Origin of the sequence: Laspinema sp. D2d (assembly GCF_025370755.1) — a bacterium.
Classification (GTDB): Bacteria; Cyanobacteriota; Cyanobacteriia; order Cyanobacteriales; family Laspinemataceae; genus Laspinema.
Window position 1 is genome coordinate 12,924 of record NZ_JAMXFC010000022.1, and the last position, 19,551, is coordinate 32,474.

Sequence of the window (19,551 nt, forward strand, 5' to 3'; positions counted from 1 at the left end):
TTGATAAATTGCCCCTACTTTAACCCGGGGTTTTAAACCCGACTCATTTTACTGAATTAATCCGATATCCCGCGCCATCTTATCATTTATGACGACAACAGAAGTCGGAGATAATGTCCAAATTTTTGTCGTAGGCTTGAGCGCTTTTTTCAGTGCATCCTGGAGTGGGGGTAGCCATGAATCCTGATGTCCTTTGATAACTAATATCAATCTAAAATCAGTTTTTTCCAAGGAAAGAGACTGAAAGAGAACAGGTAATTCGTCATAGGTAGAAGCATGGCGTTTGAGGCAAGTTGCAATACATAAATTCAATGCATTGGTGAGTTTTTCACAAATTTCTTGGATAAATTCATCAAAGTTAGGTTGAGTTTCAGGACGTGGAGAGCTAGATTTGGCCTCAACAATCCAGACCAGCGATCGGGTTGAATCACGCAGCAGCAGAAACTCTGCCATTTTCACATCAGATTGAATGGCTTGATAGGTTTGACTGTGCTCAATATAAAAGCAATGTCCTTCGGGATAAGGTCCAAAAATCATCCCCGACTCAATAATAGGGTCTAAAGTCATTCCAGTGCCAGCCTTACCTCTTCTTGATACAACCGAATTGATTCATCAATAATCGGATTATCGGGTAAACCTTCTTTTAAATTACCAGTATTCCACTTTTTTTCAGAGGCAGAAAAGATAGAAATGGAAATATCATAGTTTTTTTGAGCAATTAAAAACAACTTTTTAATAACAAAATAAGAGTGACTTGCCATAAAAAATTGGATCCCTTTTTCGGCTAACATCACCACAATGTCAAGAAATTTGGAAATTGCCGTGGGATGTAAAGCCCCTTCTATTTCGTCAATGAAGATAATAGAATCAGTATCCAAATAACGATTTTCCAGTAAAGTATCGATAATAGAAATTTTTTTAATTCCTTCGGAGGTTACGCCAATTGAAAACTTTTGGTTACCTTTTTTGAACTGCCAATTTTGTGATGATTTATCATATTCAATGTGGCCGCTTATAATATCTTTTAAGCTTTTCCTTGACTGATAAAATTCAGCATAATCCCCCCCCCTGGTTTTAGCTTGTCGCAGAGCCCGTGCTAAATCGAGATAGGTATCATCAAAGCCAAAAGTTTTATTTTGCTCGCGGGATTGTAAAATCAAAGGTTGAAGAGAAAAAATTTCTTTAGGCGGCAAAAAAATCGAGTTACTTTCGCGGGGAGACACCTGATTTATTAGGTAATTAATGGTTCGAGTCGTATCTTTACCAAATTCATAGGAAAATGAATTTCCCTTAAAAGTTAGCTGTAAAGACAGGGGTCCATCGGCTCCTTTTTGAACTAAATCGCCTATTTTGTCTACCTCAAAAGTCCAATATAGTTTTTCCGATAAAATTGCCGAAGCACTACGGGGCTCGTTACCTCGTTTATAGTCTTCTATCGTTCGCATGGCGGTGTACAGTGCTTTCAGGAAAATAGTTTTTCCTGTGCCATTCCCTCCAATAATGATGTTTATATGGCTGGCCCTGGGACAGGCGAACTGCTGAATGGGTCCAAAGTTCTTGAGTTCAAAGCTATTTATCATCGATTTTGTTCCTTAAAATTGCATTAGATACATCCAATTATTGTAATCTTAAGGGATAGCTTTGCTTCCCTCTTAAGAATTTCTACTCTTTCCATTATACCCTGATCAGAATTGTGGGGGAATCCTCATAGTAGCTTTTGCACAAATCGTTGAACTAGGGGATGCCCGCCTAAATTTGAAGGAATCAATCAAGCCATCCTGTAAATTGCCGCAATTGCTCCTTTAATTCTAGCCAAAAGCAATCAAAATGGATGCCGATCGCCCTAATCCCAAACTCCAATCATTCTAAATTGCGCTATAATAATCTTTTGTCATTTTTACGGGTTAACGACGACTCCCATACAGTTTAGAGAAATAGGGTTTGGATTGATTCATTTATCAAAACTTGGCAGTCGCCTCTCACATAATGGGACGTTTGATGAGTAAAGTTTTATTACATCAACCTTGACCATCCCCCATTCTCAAGCGTTTACTGGAGTCGGGTTAACCCCCAAAATTCCCCAAGGGAAACCCTCTGGAATCGGTGAGTGCAACCTGGCGCTGTACCGTTTTCAACAGTCAATCATCCCACTAACCCTATCCATTCAGTAAAGTCATGAAAATAGCTCGAAATATTACAGAACTCGTCGGTCGTACACCTTTAGTCGATTTAAACCGCATTCCCCAAGCCGAAGGTTGTGTGGCTAGAATTGTGGTGAAATTAGAAGGAATGAACCCCGCCTCTTCCGTGAAGGATCGCATCGGCGTCAATATGATTAATGTCGCGGAAGAGGAGGGGAAAATTATTCCCGGAAAAACCATATTAGTTGAACCAACCTCGGGAAATACTGGAATTGCCCTAGCAATGGCTGCTGCTGCAAAGGGTTACCAACTGATTCTAACGATGCCAGAAACCATGAGTCAAGAGCGCCGATTGATGTTAAGCGCTTATGGGGCTAAGGTAGAATTGACTCCGGGGAATATGGGCATGAAAGGGGCGATCGGTCGCGCTCAAGAAATTGTGGACAGTACCCCGGATGCCTATATGTTGCAACAGTTTAGCAACCCCGCCAACCCGCAGATTCATCGGGAGACGACAGCGGAAGAAATTTGGGAAGATACGGATGGGGAAGTAGATTTTTTGATTGCTGGGGTTGGAACGGGTGGGACTTTAACCGGAGTGGCAGAAGTGCTTAAGGCGCGCAAACCTAGTTTTAAGGCGATCGCCGTTGAACCCACCAGCAGTCCCATTCTCTCCGGCGGATCTGCCGGTCCTCATAAAATCCAAGGCATTGGAGCGGGATTCATTCCTGATGTTTTGAAGGTAGAACTCATTGATGAAGTAATTATCGTTAGCGATGAGGAATCAATGGCTTACGGTCGTCGGTTGGCCCGGGAAGAAGGGCTCCTCTCGGGTATTTCTGCCGGTGCTGCCTTATGCGCTGCTATCCGCATCGGCCAACGGCCAGAAAATCAAGGGAAACTGATTGTCATGATTCAGCCAAGTTTTGGGGAACGTTACCTGAGCACTCCCCTCTTCCAGGATCCTGAACTCCAAGAGGCAGCGGCGATTAGTTAATCTCTGTTCATTGATTTTTTTCCTCCACTCGACACGGTGACCCAGAAATCTGATTTCTGTGGTACAGTGTCGAGTTCGCCTTGGGGCCTTCCATGCAGACACCAGGGACCGGAAAACCCCCTAGCGGCGATCGCCCCCGCATCATTATCCACCCCATTGTAAAGAATTGTGAAAACCCCTAGACTCTCCCCTTAAGCGGAGGGTTTATCCTGGGTTTAACAGGAAAAAATTAAGCCCTGGAGAAGTCAAAATGAACGCAAGTTTATTTACCAAAACCGTCCTAGGAACCGCCGCCGCAGGTTTGACCCTTTTAGTCGTCAGTGCAAGTCCTTTATTCGCACAAAGACCCACAGGACAGGTCCCCCCCATGACTCTTGAACAGATGCAGCAACAACACGAAGAAATGAGGGCGCAAATGGAGGAAATGAGGGGGCAAATGCAAGAAATGCAAGAAATGAAAGAACGCTGCAAAGCCAAAATGAATGGTGGCATGATGGGCAGTGGAGAAGATACCCCCAACCCTGAAGAGCATCAAAACCATCAAAACCCTACCCCGCAGTAACTAAAAGAAGCGATCGCCCTCTAAGGAAAAGGTGAATCCTTCGAGTTCATCCCTTAGTCAATCCCCTGGATGAATCCAAGTATTAAAAGATTTTGTTGATAGAGAGGCGAGCGATCGCCTCTTTCTGTTTTTCCGCACCCTTAGCCTCTGCTTTTCAAACGGATCTCAAGCGTCTCAACATTACAACTTTTGCATAGGATGCTTCAAATAAATCAGTTATTAATATCATCCCTAGGGCGATCAGGAGTCCCACATCTTACCATTAAGAAAAGGAAATCACCCGAGGGGAAATGTTTTCTGGAACGGCTTAATCGTGAATACTACCATCAGGCATTTGCGTACCTGTCAAGAGGGCTTTATTTAGGTCCGAAATATCCAGCATTGCTCCACGCAGTCTCGCTTGACTAAAATCTGTATTCGTCAAGTTTGTTCCGGATAAAATCGCTCCACCTAGATTGGCATTGATTAAGCGTGCATTACTTAAGTTGGCTCCCCCTAGATTGGCTCCAGCTAGGTTAGCTCCAGTTAAGTTACTCTTAATAAGAATGGCGTTATATAGTTGAGCATTCCGAAGGTTTGCTCCGCTGAGATCTATACCCGTTAAATTAGACCAGTTCAAATCTGCTTCACTGAGAATGGCTTTACTCAGATTGCTATGACTTAGATTGGCTTCATTGAGAATAATTTTATGCCACTGAGCTCCGGGTAGCTGGATTTCGCTTAGGTTTGCCTGAGATAGTTGTCCGGGTAGGATTGCTTCAGATAGATTAGCTTGGCCGAAGTTAACTTGGTATAAACTGGCATCAGATAGGATTGCTCCACTCAGATTGGCTTGATAAAGATCTATATGATTTAATGTTGCCCTGGTTAAGTTGGCTCCGCTCAAATCGGCGTAACTTAAGCTAGAGCCGGTTAAGTTGGATCCAGTTAGATCGGCTCCGGTTAGGTTGACTCCTTCTAACACTAATCCCGTTAGATTGACGTCTTGGAGATTAATCCGGCTAAAATCTCTTTCACCGGCATCATATCGGCTGAGAAGTTCATCAATATCCATTATCTCGATGCTTTCCTTGAAGGCAATTACATTCCTTCTAATTTTATCAAAAGATGTTTCTCATGCAGCCTTTAATAGAAGGAGGAGAAGATTTCACCCAATCAACTCGATTAATCGGGTGGAGGCAGCGACCGTGGGGGCTTTTCCAGGCTTTGATGCAGTTTTTAGTGCCAGGATCCGCGATTGAGAGAGTACGCGGCGATCGCTCCTGCTCTGGAGTGGGTTACTATTGAGAGCATACGGATGCAGTTTTTCTTCTAACATTACCGCTTACACTACAATATCTATCGAACTGACCCTGTTACAATCTTCCTACCTTTTCCCCCTAATTCTCCATGACAGACACCGTTCTTGATGTTCGCAATCTGCAAGTCCAATTTTTCACCGAAGGAAGACCCATTAAAGCGGTTGACCAAATTTCCTTTACCGTCCAACGCGGGCAAACTGTGGGGATCGTTGGGGAGTCGGGTTCTGGGAAATCCGTCACCTCTCTGGCGGTGATGGGATTAGTGCCGACTCCGGGACGAATTTCCGGGGGCGAAATTTGGTTTCGCGGAACTCAGGACGAAGAACCCATCGATTTATTGACCTTGCCTCCCCACGCAAAGCAGCAGTATCGCGGGGGCAAAATTTCGATGATTTTTCAGGAACCTATGAGTTCTTTGAACCCGGTTTATAATATCGGATTTCAGCTCACTGAAGCGATTTTGCTGCATCATCAGGTATCAGAATCGGAGGCCAGAAGACGGGCGATCGCTGCTTTACAAGAGGTGAAATTACTACCCAGTGATGCAGAGTTGCGCGAACAGGTGCAGCTTCCCCAAACGGCAACGGAACGGGAAATCATGCAACAGGTGAATCAGCAAAAGTTGGCGATTTTGAAGCGCTATCCTCATGAACTCTCTGGGGGTCAAATTCAGCGGGTCATGATTGCAATGGCGATTTCCTGTGACCCGACTCTGCTGATTGCGGATGAACCCACAACGGCCCTGGATGTGACAGTCCAGGCGAGAATCTTAGAATTAATGCGGGATTTGCGCGATCGCCGGGGAATGTCCATGATGTTTATTACCCATGACCTTGGGGTAATTGCGGAAATCGCCGATCGCGTCGCGGTGATGTACCAAGGTAAAATTGTCGAACAGGGTTCGGTTCTCCAAATTTTTTCTAATCCTCAACATCCTTATACAAAAGGTTTATTAGCTTGTCGTCCCCGTCCCGATCGCCGGTTAATTTATCTGCCGACAGTCTCGGATTTTATGGAAGTGGTCACCAACGCCAGCGGAGATCGCGAGATTCGGGAAAAACATAGCGAAACTGACGACTCCCTGGATGGGGTAATAAATAGCCAAGAAGTGAGTGAGGCGGACATCCACCGCCGGTTGACAACCTTACAGCAAAAGTCTCCCTTATTAGAAGTTCGTAACCTAGAAGTCGCTTTTCCCGTGCGCGGTATCTTTGGAGAAACCCAACGGTATGTAATGGCTGTAAATGGGGTTTCTTTTGAAGTATATCCGGGAGAAACTCTGGGATTAGTAGGAGAATCGGGTTGTGGTAAAACCACTCTGGCTCGCACTTTATTAAGATTAATTGAACCCACTGCGGGAAAAGTGTTATTTGAAGGGCAAGATGTGGGCAAACTGGAAGGGAGAAGCTTACGACAAGTGCGCCGAGAAATGCAAATTGTCTTTCAAAATCCGTTTAGTTCCCTCAATCCCCGAATGAGCATTGGGAACTTGGTGATGGAACCGTTGAAAATACATCGAGTGGGTGAGAGTTCACGGCAGCGCAGAGAGCGATCGGCCTATTTATTAGAACGAGTGGGATTAAATGCGGAATTGATGAATCGCTATCCCCATGAGTTTTCCGGAGGTCAAAGACAACGGATTTGTATCGCTAGAGCATTGGCGCTAAATCCTAAATTTATTATTTGCGATGAGTCGGTTTCCGCCTTAGATGTATCCGTCCAAGCGCAGGTGCTGAATTTGCTAAAAGAATTACAGGATGAGTTTAAACTCACCTATATTTTTATTTCTCATGATTTGAGTGTGGTCAAGTTTATGAGCGATCGCATTCTCGTCATGAATAAAGGCAAAGTAGAAGAGGTAGGTCCCGCAGAAAGCATTTACAGCAACCCTCAAAAAGACTACACGCGATCGCTCATCGCCTCTATCCCCACTGGCACCCTTGATCGCATCGAAGAACAACAAGCACAGCGGCAGGTGTCGGCGTAGTTTGGGGGAGATGGGGTGGATGGGGGAGATGGGGGAGATGGGGTGGATGGGGGAGATGGGGTGGATGGGGTTCAAGGTTTTGAGTGCTATTGGGACCTTGAACCCGGGAAAACATCCTTCATTCTTACTGCCGGAGGGCGGTTTTTAGGGACATCCAGGCGAACTGGGGTAATGCTAACATCCGTCGCCAACGCCAGGGTTCTTGATAGAGACGGTACGCCCATTCCATCTGGAGGCGTTGTAACCAGACGGGTGCTCGTTCTTTTTGACCCGACCAAATGTCGAAACTGCCGCCAACACCCACCCAAATTGCTTCGGGACATAAATAGCGATTTTCTCGAATCCAAAACTCTTGTCGGGGAACGCCTAATCCAACTAAAATCAATCGGGGTTGCAGTTGTTGGAGTCGCGCTTTGAACGCCGGTTCATCCTCTGGCGACAGGTATCCATCTTGGGTCCCGGCGATCGTCAATCCTGGTAACTCCGTTTGCCATCGCTTCGCCGCTATCTCAGCAATTCCCGGTTTCCCCCCAAAGAAAAAGGTAGAACACTCTTCCCCCAAATCCCCCGCTAACTGCACCAAGGACTCCGCTAGTTCAATACCAGGACAGCGTTGGATTTTTCGACCCCGGACGACAAAATAAAACACCACTCCCGCACCATCGGGAATCACCAAATCCGCCTGATGAATCACCTCAGCGAGGGCCGGAGTCTCTAGCGCTTGCATTGCCATTTCCGCATTCAGCGTCACCACATGAGTACCCTGGCGTTGCTGCAAACGTGACTGTAACCAGTCTCGATAGTGAGTGGTAATATGAATCGGCAGTCCTAATACAGAAAATTTTTGCAACACCTGTAACATAACCCTTTTATTTTTAGACCCTTACTTCCAGCTTGCTAACGCCTCAGCCTATTCTTGACTAAATTGGATTTTAATTATATTTTAATTTTATTACCATTAACCTCAGTTTTATAAAAATTACGGATAATAAGGTGCGCTCTTATTTATAAAATTGGCATCAAAGCGCCCGGATATTCTCTAGGCGAGGTAAAAGCCCCGCGCACCAACGAGGATAAACCCCCCACCGAGTCCAATCTTACTGTTTCTTCAACCCCAAGCGACCTCATGAGCCTGACCTCGACCGAACGTCAAACCCGATTAGAGTATTACTATCACCAGATTCAGTCCCTCATTCTCGTGCGCCAAAATCCGATTACAGGACTGTTACCGGCTTCTACGGCTATCAATGCTCATGGTGACTATACTGATGCCTGGGTGCGCGACAATGTTTATAGCATTCTTGCCGTCTGGGGGTTGGCCCTCGCTTATCGCAAAATGGATGATTCCCAAGGACGCACTTATGAATTAGAACATAGTGTGGTGAAGTTGATGCGGGGATTGCTGTTCTGTATGATGCGACAAGCAGATAAGGTGGAACAGTTCAAAGAAACTCAATCCCTCCTGGATTGTTTGCACGCCAAGTTCGATACCCACACAGGAGATACCGTCGTCGGAGATAATGAATGGGGACATCTCCAAATTGATGCAACTTCAATCTTTATATTGATGTTAGCTCAAATGACTGTTTCAGGGTTATCCATTATTTATACCGTCGATGAAGTTAATTTTATTCAAAACTTAGTCTATTATATTGGCCGAGCTTATCGCACTCCCGATTACGGAATCTGGGAACGGGGAAATAAAATTAATAAAGGCAACCCCGAATTAAATGCTTCTTCCATTGGCATGGCACTCGCGGCGTTAGAAGCAATTAATGGGGTGAATCTGTTTGGGGTCAAAGGGTCTCAGAGTTCGGTGATTCATGTTCTGGCGGATGAAATTGCCCGCGCAAGGCAGACTCTGGAATCGATTCTACCTCGGGAATCGAGTTCTAAGGAAGTGGATGCGGCGTTGTTGAGTATTATCACATTTCCGGCCTTTGCGATCGAAGATGGTCCTTTATGCGATCGCACCAAACAGAAAGTCATCACTAAATTACAAGGGAAATACGGCTGCAAGCGGTTTTTGCGCGATGGACATCAAACGGTTTTGGAAGATCCCTGGCGCTTGCATTACGAACCTTGGGAACTGAAACAGTTTGAGAATATTGAATGTGAGTGGCCGTTATTTTTCACCTACTTGTTCCTAGATGGGATTTTTAGAGGCGATCGCACCCAAACACAAGACTATAAAGAACGCCTCAACTCCCTCGTTGTCGAATCCTATGGATTGCAACTCCTTCCCGAATTGTATTACGTCCCCGCAGAGAACGTCGAAGCCGAACGGACCCATCCGCAGACCCAACCCCGTCTCCCCAATGAAAATCTCCCCTTAGTTTGGGCACAAAGCCTCTATTTCCTGGGTCTGATGCTCGATGAGGGATTATTAGACCGAGGGGACATCGACCCGTTAGGACGTCGCCGCACCCTCGCTGGACGCCGCAAACCCGTTGTCCAAATCGCCTTGCTTGCGGAAGATGAAGACCTGCAAACCGAACTCGCCTATCACGGCATCGCCACCCAAACCCCAGCAGAAGTCGAACCGATTCAAGTGCGACAAGCACGAGACCTCTCCAGCGTCTATCGACAAATTGGCCGGAACGATAAATTGGGTTTAACCGGACGACCCGTGCGCCGATTGCGGAGTCTCACAACCTCTAATATTTTTCGGATTCGTGGGGAAACGATTGTATTCTTGCCGTCCTTCTTAGATCAACAAGAATTTTATCTCACATTAGATTATCACTTTTTGGTATCAAACATCAAGGGCGAACTAGCCTATATCAATCGCCATTGGTGGCGCTATCCGCAAATTGGGGGTCATGGGGTAGGACGTCCGACAGTCACCTTACTGCTGACTCATGCCATGTTGGAAAGCGATGGCAGTAGTGAGGGATTTCTCCCAGCATTGCTGGAACTGATGAAAGAATTACGGGACGGGGACTGCGAAGGGACGCCGGTGAAATTGGGACGACTGAATCAACTGATGCTCACCGGCAGCATTGAGCGAATTGATTTTCTCCATGAATTTCAGTTTAGTGAGAATCCGGTGAGTAATGCCGCACCCGCTTGTTATTTTTTGGCTTACGATGCCGAGAAAAATTGGCCTTTGAGTCATACCCAAGAGTTCATGCTAGAATGTGAGACCGATCCTGGATTGTTGCTGGACAGTTTGCGGGCCTCCTGTAATCTCTATGAACAAATCGAACTGTTGCATACCCTCTGTCGCTTGCGGGGATTAGAGTTTGAGACAGGACTGGCAGGACCCGGACGCCCGGTGACAGTGGCAGATTTGCTCAATGAAGTCTATTTCAAGGCGGGAACAGGCAAGGCGATCGGGGATTGTGCGATCGCCGGAAATAAACCGAGAAAGACTCCCAAACCCGAGGCGATCGCGGGTTCCGATGAAAACACCGGCGAAAAGCAGATTCATTGGTCCGTCGTCCGTCGTGCAGCAGGGTTATTAAATAAAGTAGATATTGGGTTATCCGATGCCGTGACAGATATCCTAGTCCGGCAAAAGCAGATTACCGTCGGCAAAGCCTATACTGAGGCATCCCTGATTTCTCGTCCGATGTCCTATACAGAAATTGTGGACAAGATTCGACTATTTTGCGGGGAAGACATTCGCGATCGTGTCTTGACTCAAGAGATTTTACTCTATTTGGGGTTATTAATCAAAGCCGAACCGGACTTATTTGATGGATTGCTTACCCTGCGCGTGAGTTACTTAATCTTGCTGATTACCAGTGAACTCGCCAAAGAATTAAACCTTACCCAAGATGAAGCCTATGAACGGGTAATGGAATTAAGTCCCTTTCAGATTAATACCCGGTTGCGAGAAGTTTTGAAAGGATATGCCGGGATGAATAAACTCCTGAAAAAACAAGAATCCATGCACGTCCAACAGCAGGAACAAGAGATTGAATGGGTAGTGCTTCCATCCCCCACTGAAACCGAAGAAATCTCTGGAAATTGGCAGCGACGGCGACAGTTAGACGGTGCTGCCGGACGAGTTCCCAAAGAGTTTTATCCTCGGGTATGGCAAGTCATGCAACATTGCAAAGGGTTGGTGATTGGGGATAAATTAGAACGCCGCAACCGCTTAGATAGCGAGTTAATTTTAGCAGAAATGACCCCTGGGGAGAAAAATTTTGCTCTACGGGTGGAACATTTACTGAATAAAATTCAGGCCCCCGAATACCGACAAGTAAATATTGAAACCTTGATGGAACTCGCAGCAATTTGCGATCGCAACCCCGATTTACAGATTCAGGAATATATCGTTCTGGATGTCTTAATTGGTCATGCCGTGCGATTAGCTTGGATAGAGACTCATCCCGAACGCAGCGACTTTTATGATGAAGATAAAGCCTTGGCATGGCCGTCATTTTACAATACATCTCCCTATGTTTGCGCCAGTTTCGTTGTGAAAGCCTTCCGCTATCTGACCAAATTTGGCAAGGCGATCGCCGTCGGGTAATTCAACTCTGATAAGGGGACCAGAAACTTAGGGCTATTTCATTCTAAAATTTTCCTTAGCACCGTAAGCTTTACAGCCCAAGGGTTTTCGGCCTGATATCCTACTTTTTACCGAAAAAGTAGGATATCAATCTGGGTCCCCGGCCAGAAAAAGCTTATGAACAACCCAAAAATGAATTTGGCCAGCGTGAGAATGAAACAGCCCTCCCCTTAGCAAGGGGGAGTTATAATCCTGCGAAAAGTATGGTAAAGAGGGATTGTAATCCGAACTCCGGTTTTCAAAGGGATTGATTTAATTTTTTACCTCTAATTGTTGCTGCAATTCCTCCCGGAGGCGATATAAGACGGTGTTGGGTTCGACTTGGGATAAAATATCCTGAATGACAGTATTTGCACCCAATGGTCCCCAGGTGCAGCCTTGTTCTAAGTAGACTTGTGCTGCTTGTCCGACTTTGTAGGTTCCAAATCCGGCTACAGATGCTTGGGCGATCGCAGCGCCGACATACCCAGTCATCCCCCCGACATCTCCCGATGCACCGATAATCGCTGCGGCACTCTTGCCAAATCCCATAAACAGTCCATTCGCCAATTCACTCAGCAGTACCCCGCCACTGCTAAATAGGATTTGCTGCCATAGCTTACCCGCTTCATATCCTGTCATCGGTAATCCATACAGCCGCGCCAATGCCCGAATTAACAGCAAGTCGGCGATCGCACCTCCCAAGACATCAAACAGCGCTAACGGATTCAGCGCCACCGCTGCTGCCTTATATTGAGCAAATCGCCAAATTAACGACTCTGCCTGTTCCTGTCGCGCTTTTATACTTGCCTTCGCTAACTCTTCTTGAGCATCTTTCGCTTGCACCAAGGCATTAATCGCCAATAGCGATCGCCCTTGTTCCTGCACCACCTGCAAAATCTTGTCCTTTAATTCCTCAATTTGCGGCGGTGGGGTTTCCAACTCGTAAGACACCCGACCATCGGGCCATTCAATTCTCACTTGCAACGGGGCCGGGTCTGCCGCTACCATAACAATATCTTCCTGATGCGGCAGGCGATCGCCTGGAGTTTGATCCACCTCCACCCAATCATCCTCACTCTCTACCGCTGCCTGTTTCCGCTTCTGTTTGGCTGAGGCAAAATATTGTAACTGTCGATAAATCGCCTGCCGGTCCTGTTCCGGATACAAATCTATCTTATTAAATACTAAAATCAACGGCTTCTGAGTCCGGCGCAACTCACAGAGTGCCTCATATTCCGTCCGGGTAATATCCCCGGATACCACAAATAAAATCAAATCCGCAGCGCGAGCAATATTCCGCGCCATCTCCGATCGCACTTGACCCTCCACCTCATCCAATCCGGGGGTATCAATCAACTCCACCGCCAGATTCCCCCCGACATCCCATTGTACCGATCGCGGCCATTGGGTCACCCCGTGAATGGGTCCTGTTGTCAAGATTTTCTGACCCATCAAGGTATTCAACACCGTGGATTTACCCCGACTGACTAACCCAAAAGCGGCAATCCGAATCATTCCGCCATCGAGTCGTTCGAGGGTAGCTGACAGATTGTCAAGTTGTGCCTGCATCGCTGCAAGCTGCTTGACATCCATCGCCTGCTGTCGCGATCGCCGCTGTTGCGAATAGAAAGACTGCGCCTGCCGAATGCTGGCGCGGGCTCGGTTCATATACTGGACATCCTGCCGGTTTGAACCATTCAAATCGGCAGTAGATGGGGTGGGGTTGGGGGTTTTAGGTGCTTGGCTCAAGGTTCGGAATCGCTACACTCTCTGCTATTCTATTCTCCTGCAAAGCCTTCACTTGTGCAGTGAGGCTTTCCGACTTTTTCGATTCGGGTACGAATCTTGTCACCGTCTGCTTGACAAATCCTTGCAAAAATGCCATCCGCTGATTTTGCTGGAACACCGCTTTTAAAGTCTGATTCAGTTGTTCCAAATTAATCCCGGACTCCGCACTCACGTCTTGCGCTTGGAAGTATTCAATCAGACTCAAACCCGCTAACCGAGTTAAATAGGCGGCGCTAATTCCTTGGACTACTCCCCCAGCAACGTAGGTGACGGCGTTGCTTTTGAGGATGGCGGAAATGGTTTGGGTAGAGAGTTCTACCACTCCCAGTTTCACCAGTTGTTCCCCCATTGCAGCCGCGATCGCCTTTTCTCGGTCAAAGGAAAAGGGATGCTGATAAATCTCCCCTAATTCCACAATTAATTGGGTCGTAACCGCACCTGTGGCTAACAAATCTAACGCTGCTACTGGATTCGCAAAGGTTGCCGCAGCGGAAATATACTGATATTTCTCAATGACTGGCATGGCGCGATCGCGACGCAGTTGGTTTAATATCTGTTGTGCTTCCGCTTTTAAAGCCACTGCCTGCCGGTAACTTTGGGCGATTACAAACTGTTGGCTTTCTTGTGTCACCATTTGCTGTAATCGCGTCATCAAAGCAGTGGCCTCGGGTTCCGGTTGTTCCATTGTCTCAACCATTGTCCCATCACTTTGATGTTGCCGCACTTTCACCGGATTGGGTGCGACGGAAATTGCTACTACATTTTCAGGATTTAATGTCAATCCCAGGCGATCAATTGCACGCTGCAAGATTCCTGCCTGTTGTTCCGGTAACGTCTGGTCTTTTTTATTCCACGCCACCAAAACCGGGACCGCTGCTATCGTCAATTGTTGGATGGCTTGAAATTCTGAGTCAGTTAAATCACCACTGGTCAAAAATACCACCAAATCCGCCGCAACTGCCTGTTTCCATGCCGCAGTTGCTTGTAACGGTAACCCTTCATCCGCATCCCGCGCCGTAAATAAGGCGGGAATTTCTGCAAAGGTCAAGGTTTTATCGGTTTGGGACTGCCAGTTAGACTGTAACCATTGCATGACTTTGGTTTTGCCGGTACTTTTACCTCCGGCGATCGCCAGATGCAGTGCCTTCCGAGTTGCATCCGGTGAGAGTTGCATCAGGCGAGTTCTTAAGTCAGCAATGATTTTGGCATCCCCTGCCTCTGCTTCGATTTTGGCGATCGCCAGTTCCGCTTGAGTTTTGGCTTTTTCCAGCATCTCTGGGGTTACCGATTCAGCGGCGATCGGTTTGATGGTTGCCGGTTCCCGCTTTTTGAATAACCAAAAACCGGCACCGATCGCGATCGCGCCGAGTACCCCAAATTCCCCCGCTTCTCCCCAGGAATGATGCAAACTTTCCATCATCCACAGTCCAAAGGATAAGCCCAAACCGCCAATTAAAATAGGTCGTTGCAGTTTAACCGCCATAAAATTATCCCACTTTTTTTATAGATGTTGATTCGTGGGGCAACCGGGGGCAAACAGTTTCCGATACGCGATCGCCCTTCTTTTCTATTTCCATTTTAACGGCTACGGTTACAGTTCCACCTCTACTATTCCAGTGCGGATTTTACGATAACGATGCCAGTAAAAGGGTTCCAAAACAAAACCCTGTAATCTTTTACGATTACAGGGTTTTGTTTTAGTAATGGCGGGAGGCGGATTTGAACCACCGACCTTCGGGTTATGCGTACCATCTACAACTTTCGTTGCCTGGGATTTTTCCAGTTTGTGGTCTGGACTCTCCCTTCACCCTCAGCGTTACCTGTTAGGGTGCCTCCCATCGAGTCTCTACACCTTCTCTTGTTCAGAGCTTGGCTCGGGATTACCGCGCTACCGGCTTCCCCGAATTTGAGAGGCGATCGCATACCAGTTTCCTTAGTATGCAGCCCATCGCAATGCTAACTCTCAAGCGTGTAGTTAACTTGCGTATTGAGCCCGACGAGCTACCAGACTGCTCTATCCCGCGTCACTGAAGTTACTATAACCTGAACTTAAGTGTTTTGACAACCCCTAAAGTAAAACTTTTTTAAATCCTTTGCTACCAGAGGGTTTCCAGCCTTTATCGCCCTCAGCGATTTGCACCCCTACCCTAATTTAAGAAAAAAAGTAAAAAAATACATGAATAGTTGTTCATGTGTTAAGATGAATTCAGAATTAATGGAGGAAGTCGAGCAATGACGACCGTAACTCAAATGAAATGCGCCTGTGAATCCTGTCTGTGCGTGGTTCCGACGGATAAAGCCGTCATGAAAGATGGCAAGCCCTACTGTTCTGATGCCTGTGCCAATGGTCATGTAGATGGAACAGGTTGTGGACACTCGGGTTGTGACTGTCACTCTTAATCTTAATCATCAGCAAAAATGCCCTCATTCCTGTAGTCAAGGAGAATGAGGGCATTTTTTTGGAAGCAAGGGCTGATAAACCCAATCCGGCGGTAACAGTCTTTTTTTTAGAGTAGTCCGCGCAGGCGGACTTTGTTCGTATAGCCGCACCCTTGAAGGTTTAGGGAATTAAGTAGAGGGGAGATTTGGCGAGGGGCGAGTTGGGGCTGGGGGCTCCCTGCCGGGGATAAAATTAGGCAAGGGTGAACCCACGCGATCGCGAGTATCAATGCAAACCGACATCGCCTGAGACGTCACTAAGTCAATTTGATTTTGTAACCCTACTACGCACTCAGAAAACTCCGCCGGTAACAAACTGCGGCGACAGAAATCGAGAATTAAAGGGGCTTCTCCTTCCGTCGATCCATCGCTAATTTCCACCACACAGGTTGCCAACTCCAGAGGGCGACGCACCTGCTGACAACGAGTCAAGGCATCTTCGGCCAAAATATCCGTGCGACTATTGATCTCAACTACACACTCAGAAAGTTCTTCGGGACGGAGGGCCGATGCACAAGCTAGGGCCACGGTTTCCGGCGAGAGTTGGCGATCGAGTAACTCAGCCGCACAGCGATTGTAATCATTATTTCGAGCCGATGCCGGTGCCGGGTTTAACGGGATGAGGCCCACCGTTAGAGCCACCAGGGAAAGCCCCAACAGTCCACCTTTGCGCCACCGTTGCGCCGGAGAGTCGGGATGAGTGGGGGCGCTGGTCCCCAGGCGACTGCGAATTTTCCGAATCATCATCATTTAAAGACTCCTCATGACAAAAAACAGGACTTTTGAGCCTAAACCGATGTTTCTGAGCACAAAGTCATCTAAAGTTAGACTTGAAACTGAACCTAGTAAAGATCTATACTAGAGAGTCTGGGAAAACTGTGTAACAACTGACGAGGAAAAGGAATGTCACGATATCGAGGCCCGAGACTGAGAATAGTACGCCGTTTAGGAGAACTGCCCGGATTATCGCGCAAGACTCCTAAGCGGGCCTATCCCCCAGGACAGCACGGGCAAGCCCGCAAAAAACGCTCAGAATATGCAGTCCGCTTAGAAGAAAAGCAAAAACTGCGCTTTAACTATGGTCTGAGCGAAAAGCAACTGCTGCGCTATGTCCGTCGCGCCCGTCGCGTCACGGGTTCTACGGGTCAAGTGCTGCTACAACTGCTGGAGATGCGTCTGGATAATACCATTTTCCGTATGGGAATGGCACCCACGATTCCAGCAGCACGGCAATTGGTCAATCACGGTCACCTCACCGTCAATGGTCGGGTTGTGGATATTCCCAGCTACAATTGCCGTCCCGGAGACATCATTGCCATCCGCGATCGGGAAAAATCTCGCCAGATGGTCCAAGCTAACTTGCAATCTCCTGGATTAGCTAATATGCCGAGCCATTTAGAGTTTGACAAGAACAAACTAGAAGGCAAGGTCAATGGAGTTATTGAGCGGGAATGGATCGCGCTACAAATTAATGAGCTCCTGGTGGTTGAATACTATTCTCGACAAGCCTAACGTTTCAAGTCTCGCTGCTTCTTACCGCGCAGCCTAATTAGAGATTTTTCAAAGCCCCCAAACCCGTCAGCAAGGGGGCTTTTAGTTTGGGGATGGGGAGGATGGGGGAGATGGGGAGGATGGGGGAGATGGGGGAGATAGGGAGGATGGGGGAGATGGGGAGGAGAGGGGAGATTGGGAGGACTGCCATCAAGATGGATTGGATCTTCCTGACTTGATTCTGCCGACTCACCAGAACATACTCGCCCCCATCTCCCCCATCTCCCCCATCCTCCCTATCTCCCCCATCTCCCCTATCTCCCCCATCTCCCAACCTCATCCTCCAATTTGAGACATGGTACGACTGTAGCTGCCGGTTTCTGTGCCGGAGTCTCGCTGTTTGTAGTTGATTTCCGGTTTCAGTTCGAGTAAATGGGCGACTTGTTGTCTGATTTCCGTAAGGGGAATACCGTTGCGCAGGGCGGTTTTGAGATTAATTTGGCCGGTTTCGTTGAGGAGACAGGGACGTAACCAACCTTCGGCACTTAAGCGCATTCGGTTACACCGATCGCAGAAGCATTCCGACATCTGAGAAATAAATCCGATAGTGCCTTTAGCATGGGGAATTTGAAATACATCGGCAGGACCATTTCCGGTGACTTGTCCGGTGGTTAATCCCCAGCGATCGCGAATTCGTTGGCGCAGTTCTTCTGAAGGAATCCAACCGCGATCCCCAAATAATTCCCCATTCCCGATCGGCATGAATTCGATAAAGCGAACGTGCCAATTTCGAGCAATGGTTAATTCAGCTAAATCTAAAACTTCGCGATCGTTGACCCCAGGAATCACGACAACATTTAATTTTAAAGGGTTAAATCCAACCCTATAAGCTTCCTGAATCCCGTCCCAAACTTGTTGCCAGCGGCTAGTTCCGCGAGTTCCGGCTAGGAAATCAAAGGTTTGGGCTTCCAGAGAGTCGAGGCTAATATTAATCCGGCGCAGTCCGGCATCATAGAGGGTTTGAGCTTTTTGGGCTAGGAAAAACCCATTGGTAGTAAGGGCTAAATCCTGAGTTTGGGGTAAAGAGGCGATCGCCTGGACAATTTCTACTACATCTGGACGGATAAGGGGTTCTCCTCCCGTTAACCGAAATCGCGTAAATCCCACGGGGATAAAAACTTCTTTGAGTAACGTTAACAGTTCATCCCGAGTGAGTAAATCTTGTTGCCGGATATAGTCAAGTTCTGCCCCTTCTGGCATACAGTATTGGCAGCGAAAATTACAGCGGTCAATTAAACTAATCCTCAGATAATCCACTCGATTTCGCGGTGGCGGGACTTCAATTGTCTGAGTGGTATTTTTTACCGGGTTGGTTTCCACAAGATTGCCCATTTGACCCCTAGATGCTTTCATCGGATATCTTGCTTATTCTAACGAAAACCCTTTCAGACTCTCGTTTAGGTGTGGGGTTCTATCTATCAAAATTTTGATGAGTTGCTCTCAAAAATTTTGATAAGTGGCAGTGAGGAGGGGCGAATCACAGGGAGATTTGCCGCAGGTTGACCCTGATGTTTAGGGATTAATGGCTTGCTGAGACCAGGTGCGATCGCCATTGAATTGATAAAGCCAGCGATTTTGAGGTTCTCCTCGCAATTCTAACCAATCTACGGTGATGGGATCGAGTAAAAGTAAACAAAATTGGGCCAGGGGTTGACTGGTATCCGGAACCGGAGGACAGAAATCATCGCGATCGCCACAGGGTGCAGCGGGTTCGGGCCAAGAAAACTGGCGTCGGGTAGTGTCGGAGAGTTGCTGCCATTCCCGGCAACGCGCTTGTTGCAAGGCGGGGTCAGGAGTATGAGGGTCTACTAAGATCAGGTGACCCTGGAGGCGGAACTGTTCCCGGGTCATGGGGAAGTACCAGCAGACTTCGCCATGAGGATGGGCGGGGATTTGTTGGGCTTTTTGGCTGCGGGCATCGGTGACGATTTTGAGTTGGTTGGTTTCCTCTAAAAAGCCGCGAAAGACGACAGTTCGATTAGCGGGAGTGCCATCGGGGCGGATTGTGGCGAGTTGGAAGTAGCGAGACTCGGGGCGGCTACGGTTGCGATGAAGGGCATGAGATAGGGGCGATCGCCACGGTGCAAGAGACATGATTCAAGGAGATGGCGCTTAGAGGGGCTTTTTTATTCTATCTCGATAGCAAAGGCGATCGCCCTTTCAACCTGAGATGATTCTCCCCGATTATGAATTAAATCTGTAGAAATCACCCCAGTGACTGGGATTCACTTAGACTACAAATAACAATAAGTTCCTGGCTTTCTGGTCGTTTTCCCCGGCA

General features: G+C 47.4%; 15 protein-coding genes. 6 read left to right on the forward strand and 9 right to left on the reverse strand.

The genetic code is table 11. The features are described 5' to 3' along the window. Positions 1-48: 48 nt before the first annotated feature. Together NG796_RS15460 and NG796_RS15465 are read right to left on the reverse strand one after the other, a co-directional pair. Entirely contained in the window at positions 49-567 is a 519-nt protein-coding gene (locus NG796_RS15460) for a hypothetical protein (protein ID WP_261207749.1), read from the reverse strand. Continuing rightward, complete coding sequence (locus NG796_RS15465; protein WP_261207750.1) at positions 564-1,580, reverse strand: AAA family ATPase; 1,017 nt, start codon at positions 1,578-1,580, stop codon at positions 564-566. The genes NG796_RS15460 and NG796_RS15465 overlap by 4 nt, the downstream gene beginning before the upstream one ends. A gap of 595 nt (positions 1,581-2,175) precedes the next feature. On the opposite strand from NG796_RS15465, the gene cysK reads away from it, so the two are divergent. Continuing rightward, positions 2,176-3,138, forward strand: coding sequence for a cysteine synthase A (cysK, locus tag NG796_RS15470; RefSeq protein ID WP_261207751.1), 963 nt, complete (start codon positions 2,176-2,178; stop codon positions 3,136-3,138). A gap of 250 nt (positions 3,139-3,388) precedes the next feature. After that, positions 3,389-3,700, forward strand: a complete 312-nt coding sequence (locus NG796_RS15475; protein ID WP_261207752.1) for a hypothetical protein — start codon at positions 3,389-3,391, stop codon at positions 3,698-3,700. 307 nt (positions 3,701-4,007) lie between these two features. Here NG796_RS15475 and NG796_RS15480 read toward each other — a convergent pair whose 3' ends face one another. Then, a complete protein-coding gene (locus NG796_RS15480; RefSeq protein WP_261207753.1) occupies positions 4,008-4,754 on the reverse strand; it encodes a pentapeptide repeat-containing protein in 747 nt (248 codons plus the stop codon). Between the two features lie 335 nt (positions 4,755-5,089). On the opposite strand from NG796_RS15480, the gene NG796_RS15485 reads away from it, so the two are divergent. Further along, on the forward strand, positions 5,090-6,988 hold the full coding sequence (locus tag NG796_RS15485; RefSeq protein WP_261207754.1) for an ABC transporter ATP-binding protein: 1,899 nt from the start codon (positions 5,090-5,092) through the stop codon (positions 6,986-6,988). A 124-nt stretch (positions 6,989-7,112) separates the two neighbouring features. Here the strand turns inward: NG796_RS15485 and NG796_RS15490 are convergent, their stop codons facing one another. Continuing rightward, positions 7,113-7,850, reverse strand: coding sequence for a WecB/TagA/CpsF family glycosyltransferase (locus tag NG796_RS15490; protein WP_261207755.1), 738 nt, complete (start codon positions 7,848-7,850; stop codon positions 7,113-7,115). A gap of 264 nt (positions 7,851-8,114) precedes the next feature. Here NG796_RS15490 and NG796_RS15495 point away from each other — a divergent pair, with 264 nt between their 5' ends. Further along, on the forward strand, positions 8,115-11,471 hold the full coding sequence (locus NG796_RS15495; protein ID WP_261207756.1) for a glycoside hydrolase family 15 protein: 3,357 nt from the start codon (positions 8,115-8,117) through the stop codon (positions 11,469-11,471). Positions 11,472-11,762: 291 nt separating this feature from the next. Here NG796_RS15495 and NG796_RS15500 read toward each other — a convergent pair whose 3' ends face one another. Further along, on the reverse strand, positions 11,763-13,160 hold the full coding sequence (locus NG796_RS15500) for a GTP-binding protein (protein ID WP_261207757.1): 1,398 nt from the start codon (positions 13,158-13,160) through the stop codon (positions 11,763-11,765). A gap of 64 nt (positions 13,161-13,224) precedes the next feature. Continuing rightward, positions 13,225-14,763 carry a YcjF family protein gene (locus NG796_RS15505; protein WP_261207758.1) on the reverse strand — a complete coding sequence of 513 codons (1,539 nt, stop codon included), beginning with the start codon at positions 14,761-14,763 and terminating at the stop codon, positions 13,225-13,227. Positions 14,764-15,512: 749 nt separating this feature from the next. Between NG796_RS15505 and NG796_RS15510 the strand changes: the two genes are divergently transcribed. Continuing rightward, complete coding sequence (locus NG796_RS15510) at positions 15,513-15,680, forward strand: metallothionein (protein WP_015148782.1); 168 nt, start codon at positions 15,513-15,515, stop codon at positions 15,678-15,680. 168 nt (positions 15,681-15,848) lie between these two features. Here NG796_RS15510 and NG796_RS15515 read toward each other — a convergent pair whose 3' ends face one another. Further along, the gene (locus tag NG796_RS15515) at positions 15,849-16,469 is read right to left on the reverse strand and encodes a hypothetical protein (RefSeq protein ID WP_261207759.1); all 621 of its coding nucleotides are present in this window, start codon (positions 16,467-16,469) and stop codon (positions 15,849-15,851) included. 153 nt (positions 16,470-16,622) lie between these two features. Here NG796_RS15515 and rpsD point away from each other — a divergent pair, with 153 nt between their 5' ends. Further along, positions 16,623-17,231, forward strand: coding sequence for a 30S ribosomal protein S4 (gene rpsD / locus NG796_RS15520; protein ID WP_261207760.1), 609 nt, complete (start codon positions 16,623-16,625; stop codon positions 17,229-17,231). A 315-nt stretch (positions 17,232-17,546) separates the two neighbouring features. On the opposite strand, the gene moaA is transcribed toward rpsD, so the two are convergent. After that, positions 17,547-18,623, reverse strand: a complete 1,077-nt coding sequence (moaA, locus tag NG796_RS15525; RefSeq protein ID WP_261207761.1) for a GTP 3',8-cyclase MoaA — start codon at positions 18,621-18,623, stop codon at positions 17,547-17,549. Positions 18,624-18,782: 159 nt separating this feature from the next. Then, entirely contained in the window at positions 18,783-19,364 is a 582-nt protein-coding gene (locus NG796_RS15530; RefSeq protein ID WP_261207762.1) for an Npun_F5749 family FMN-dependent PPOX-type flavoprotein, read from the reverse strand. Between the last annotated feature and the right edge of the window lie 187 nt (positions 19,365-19,551).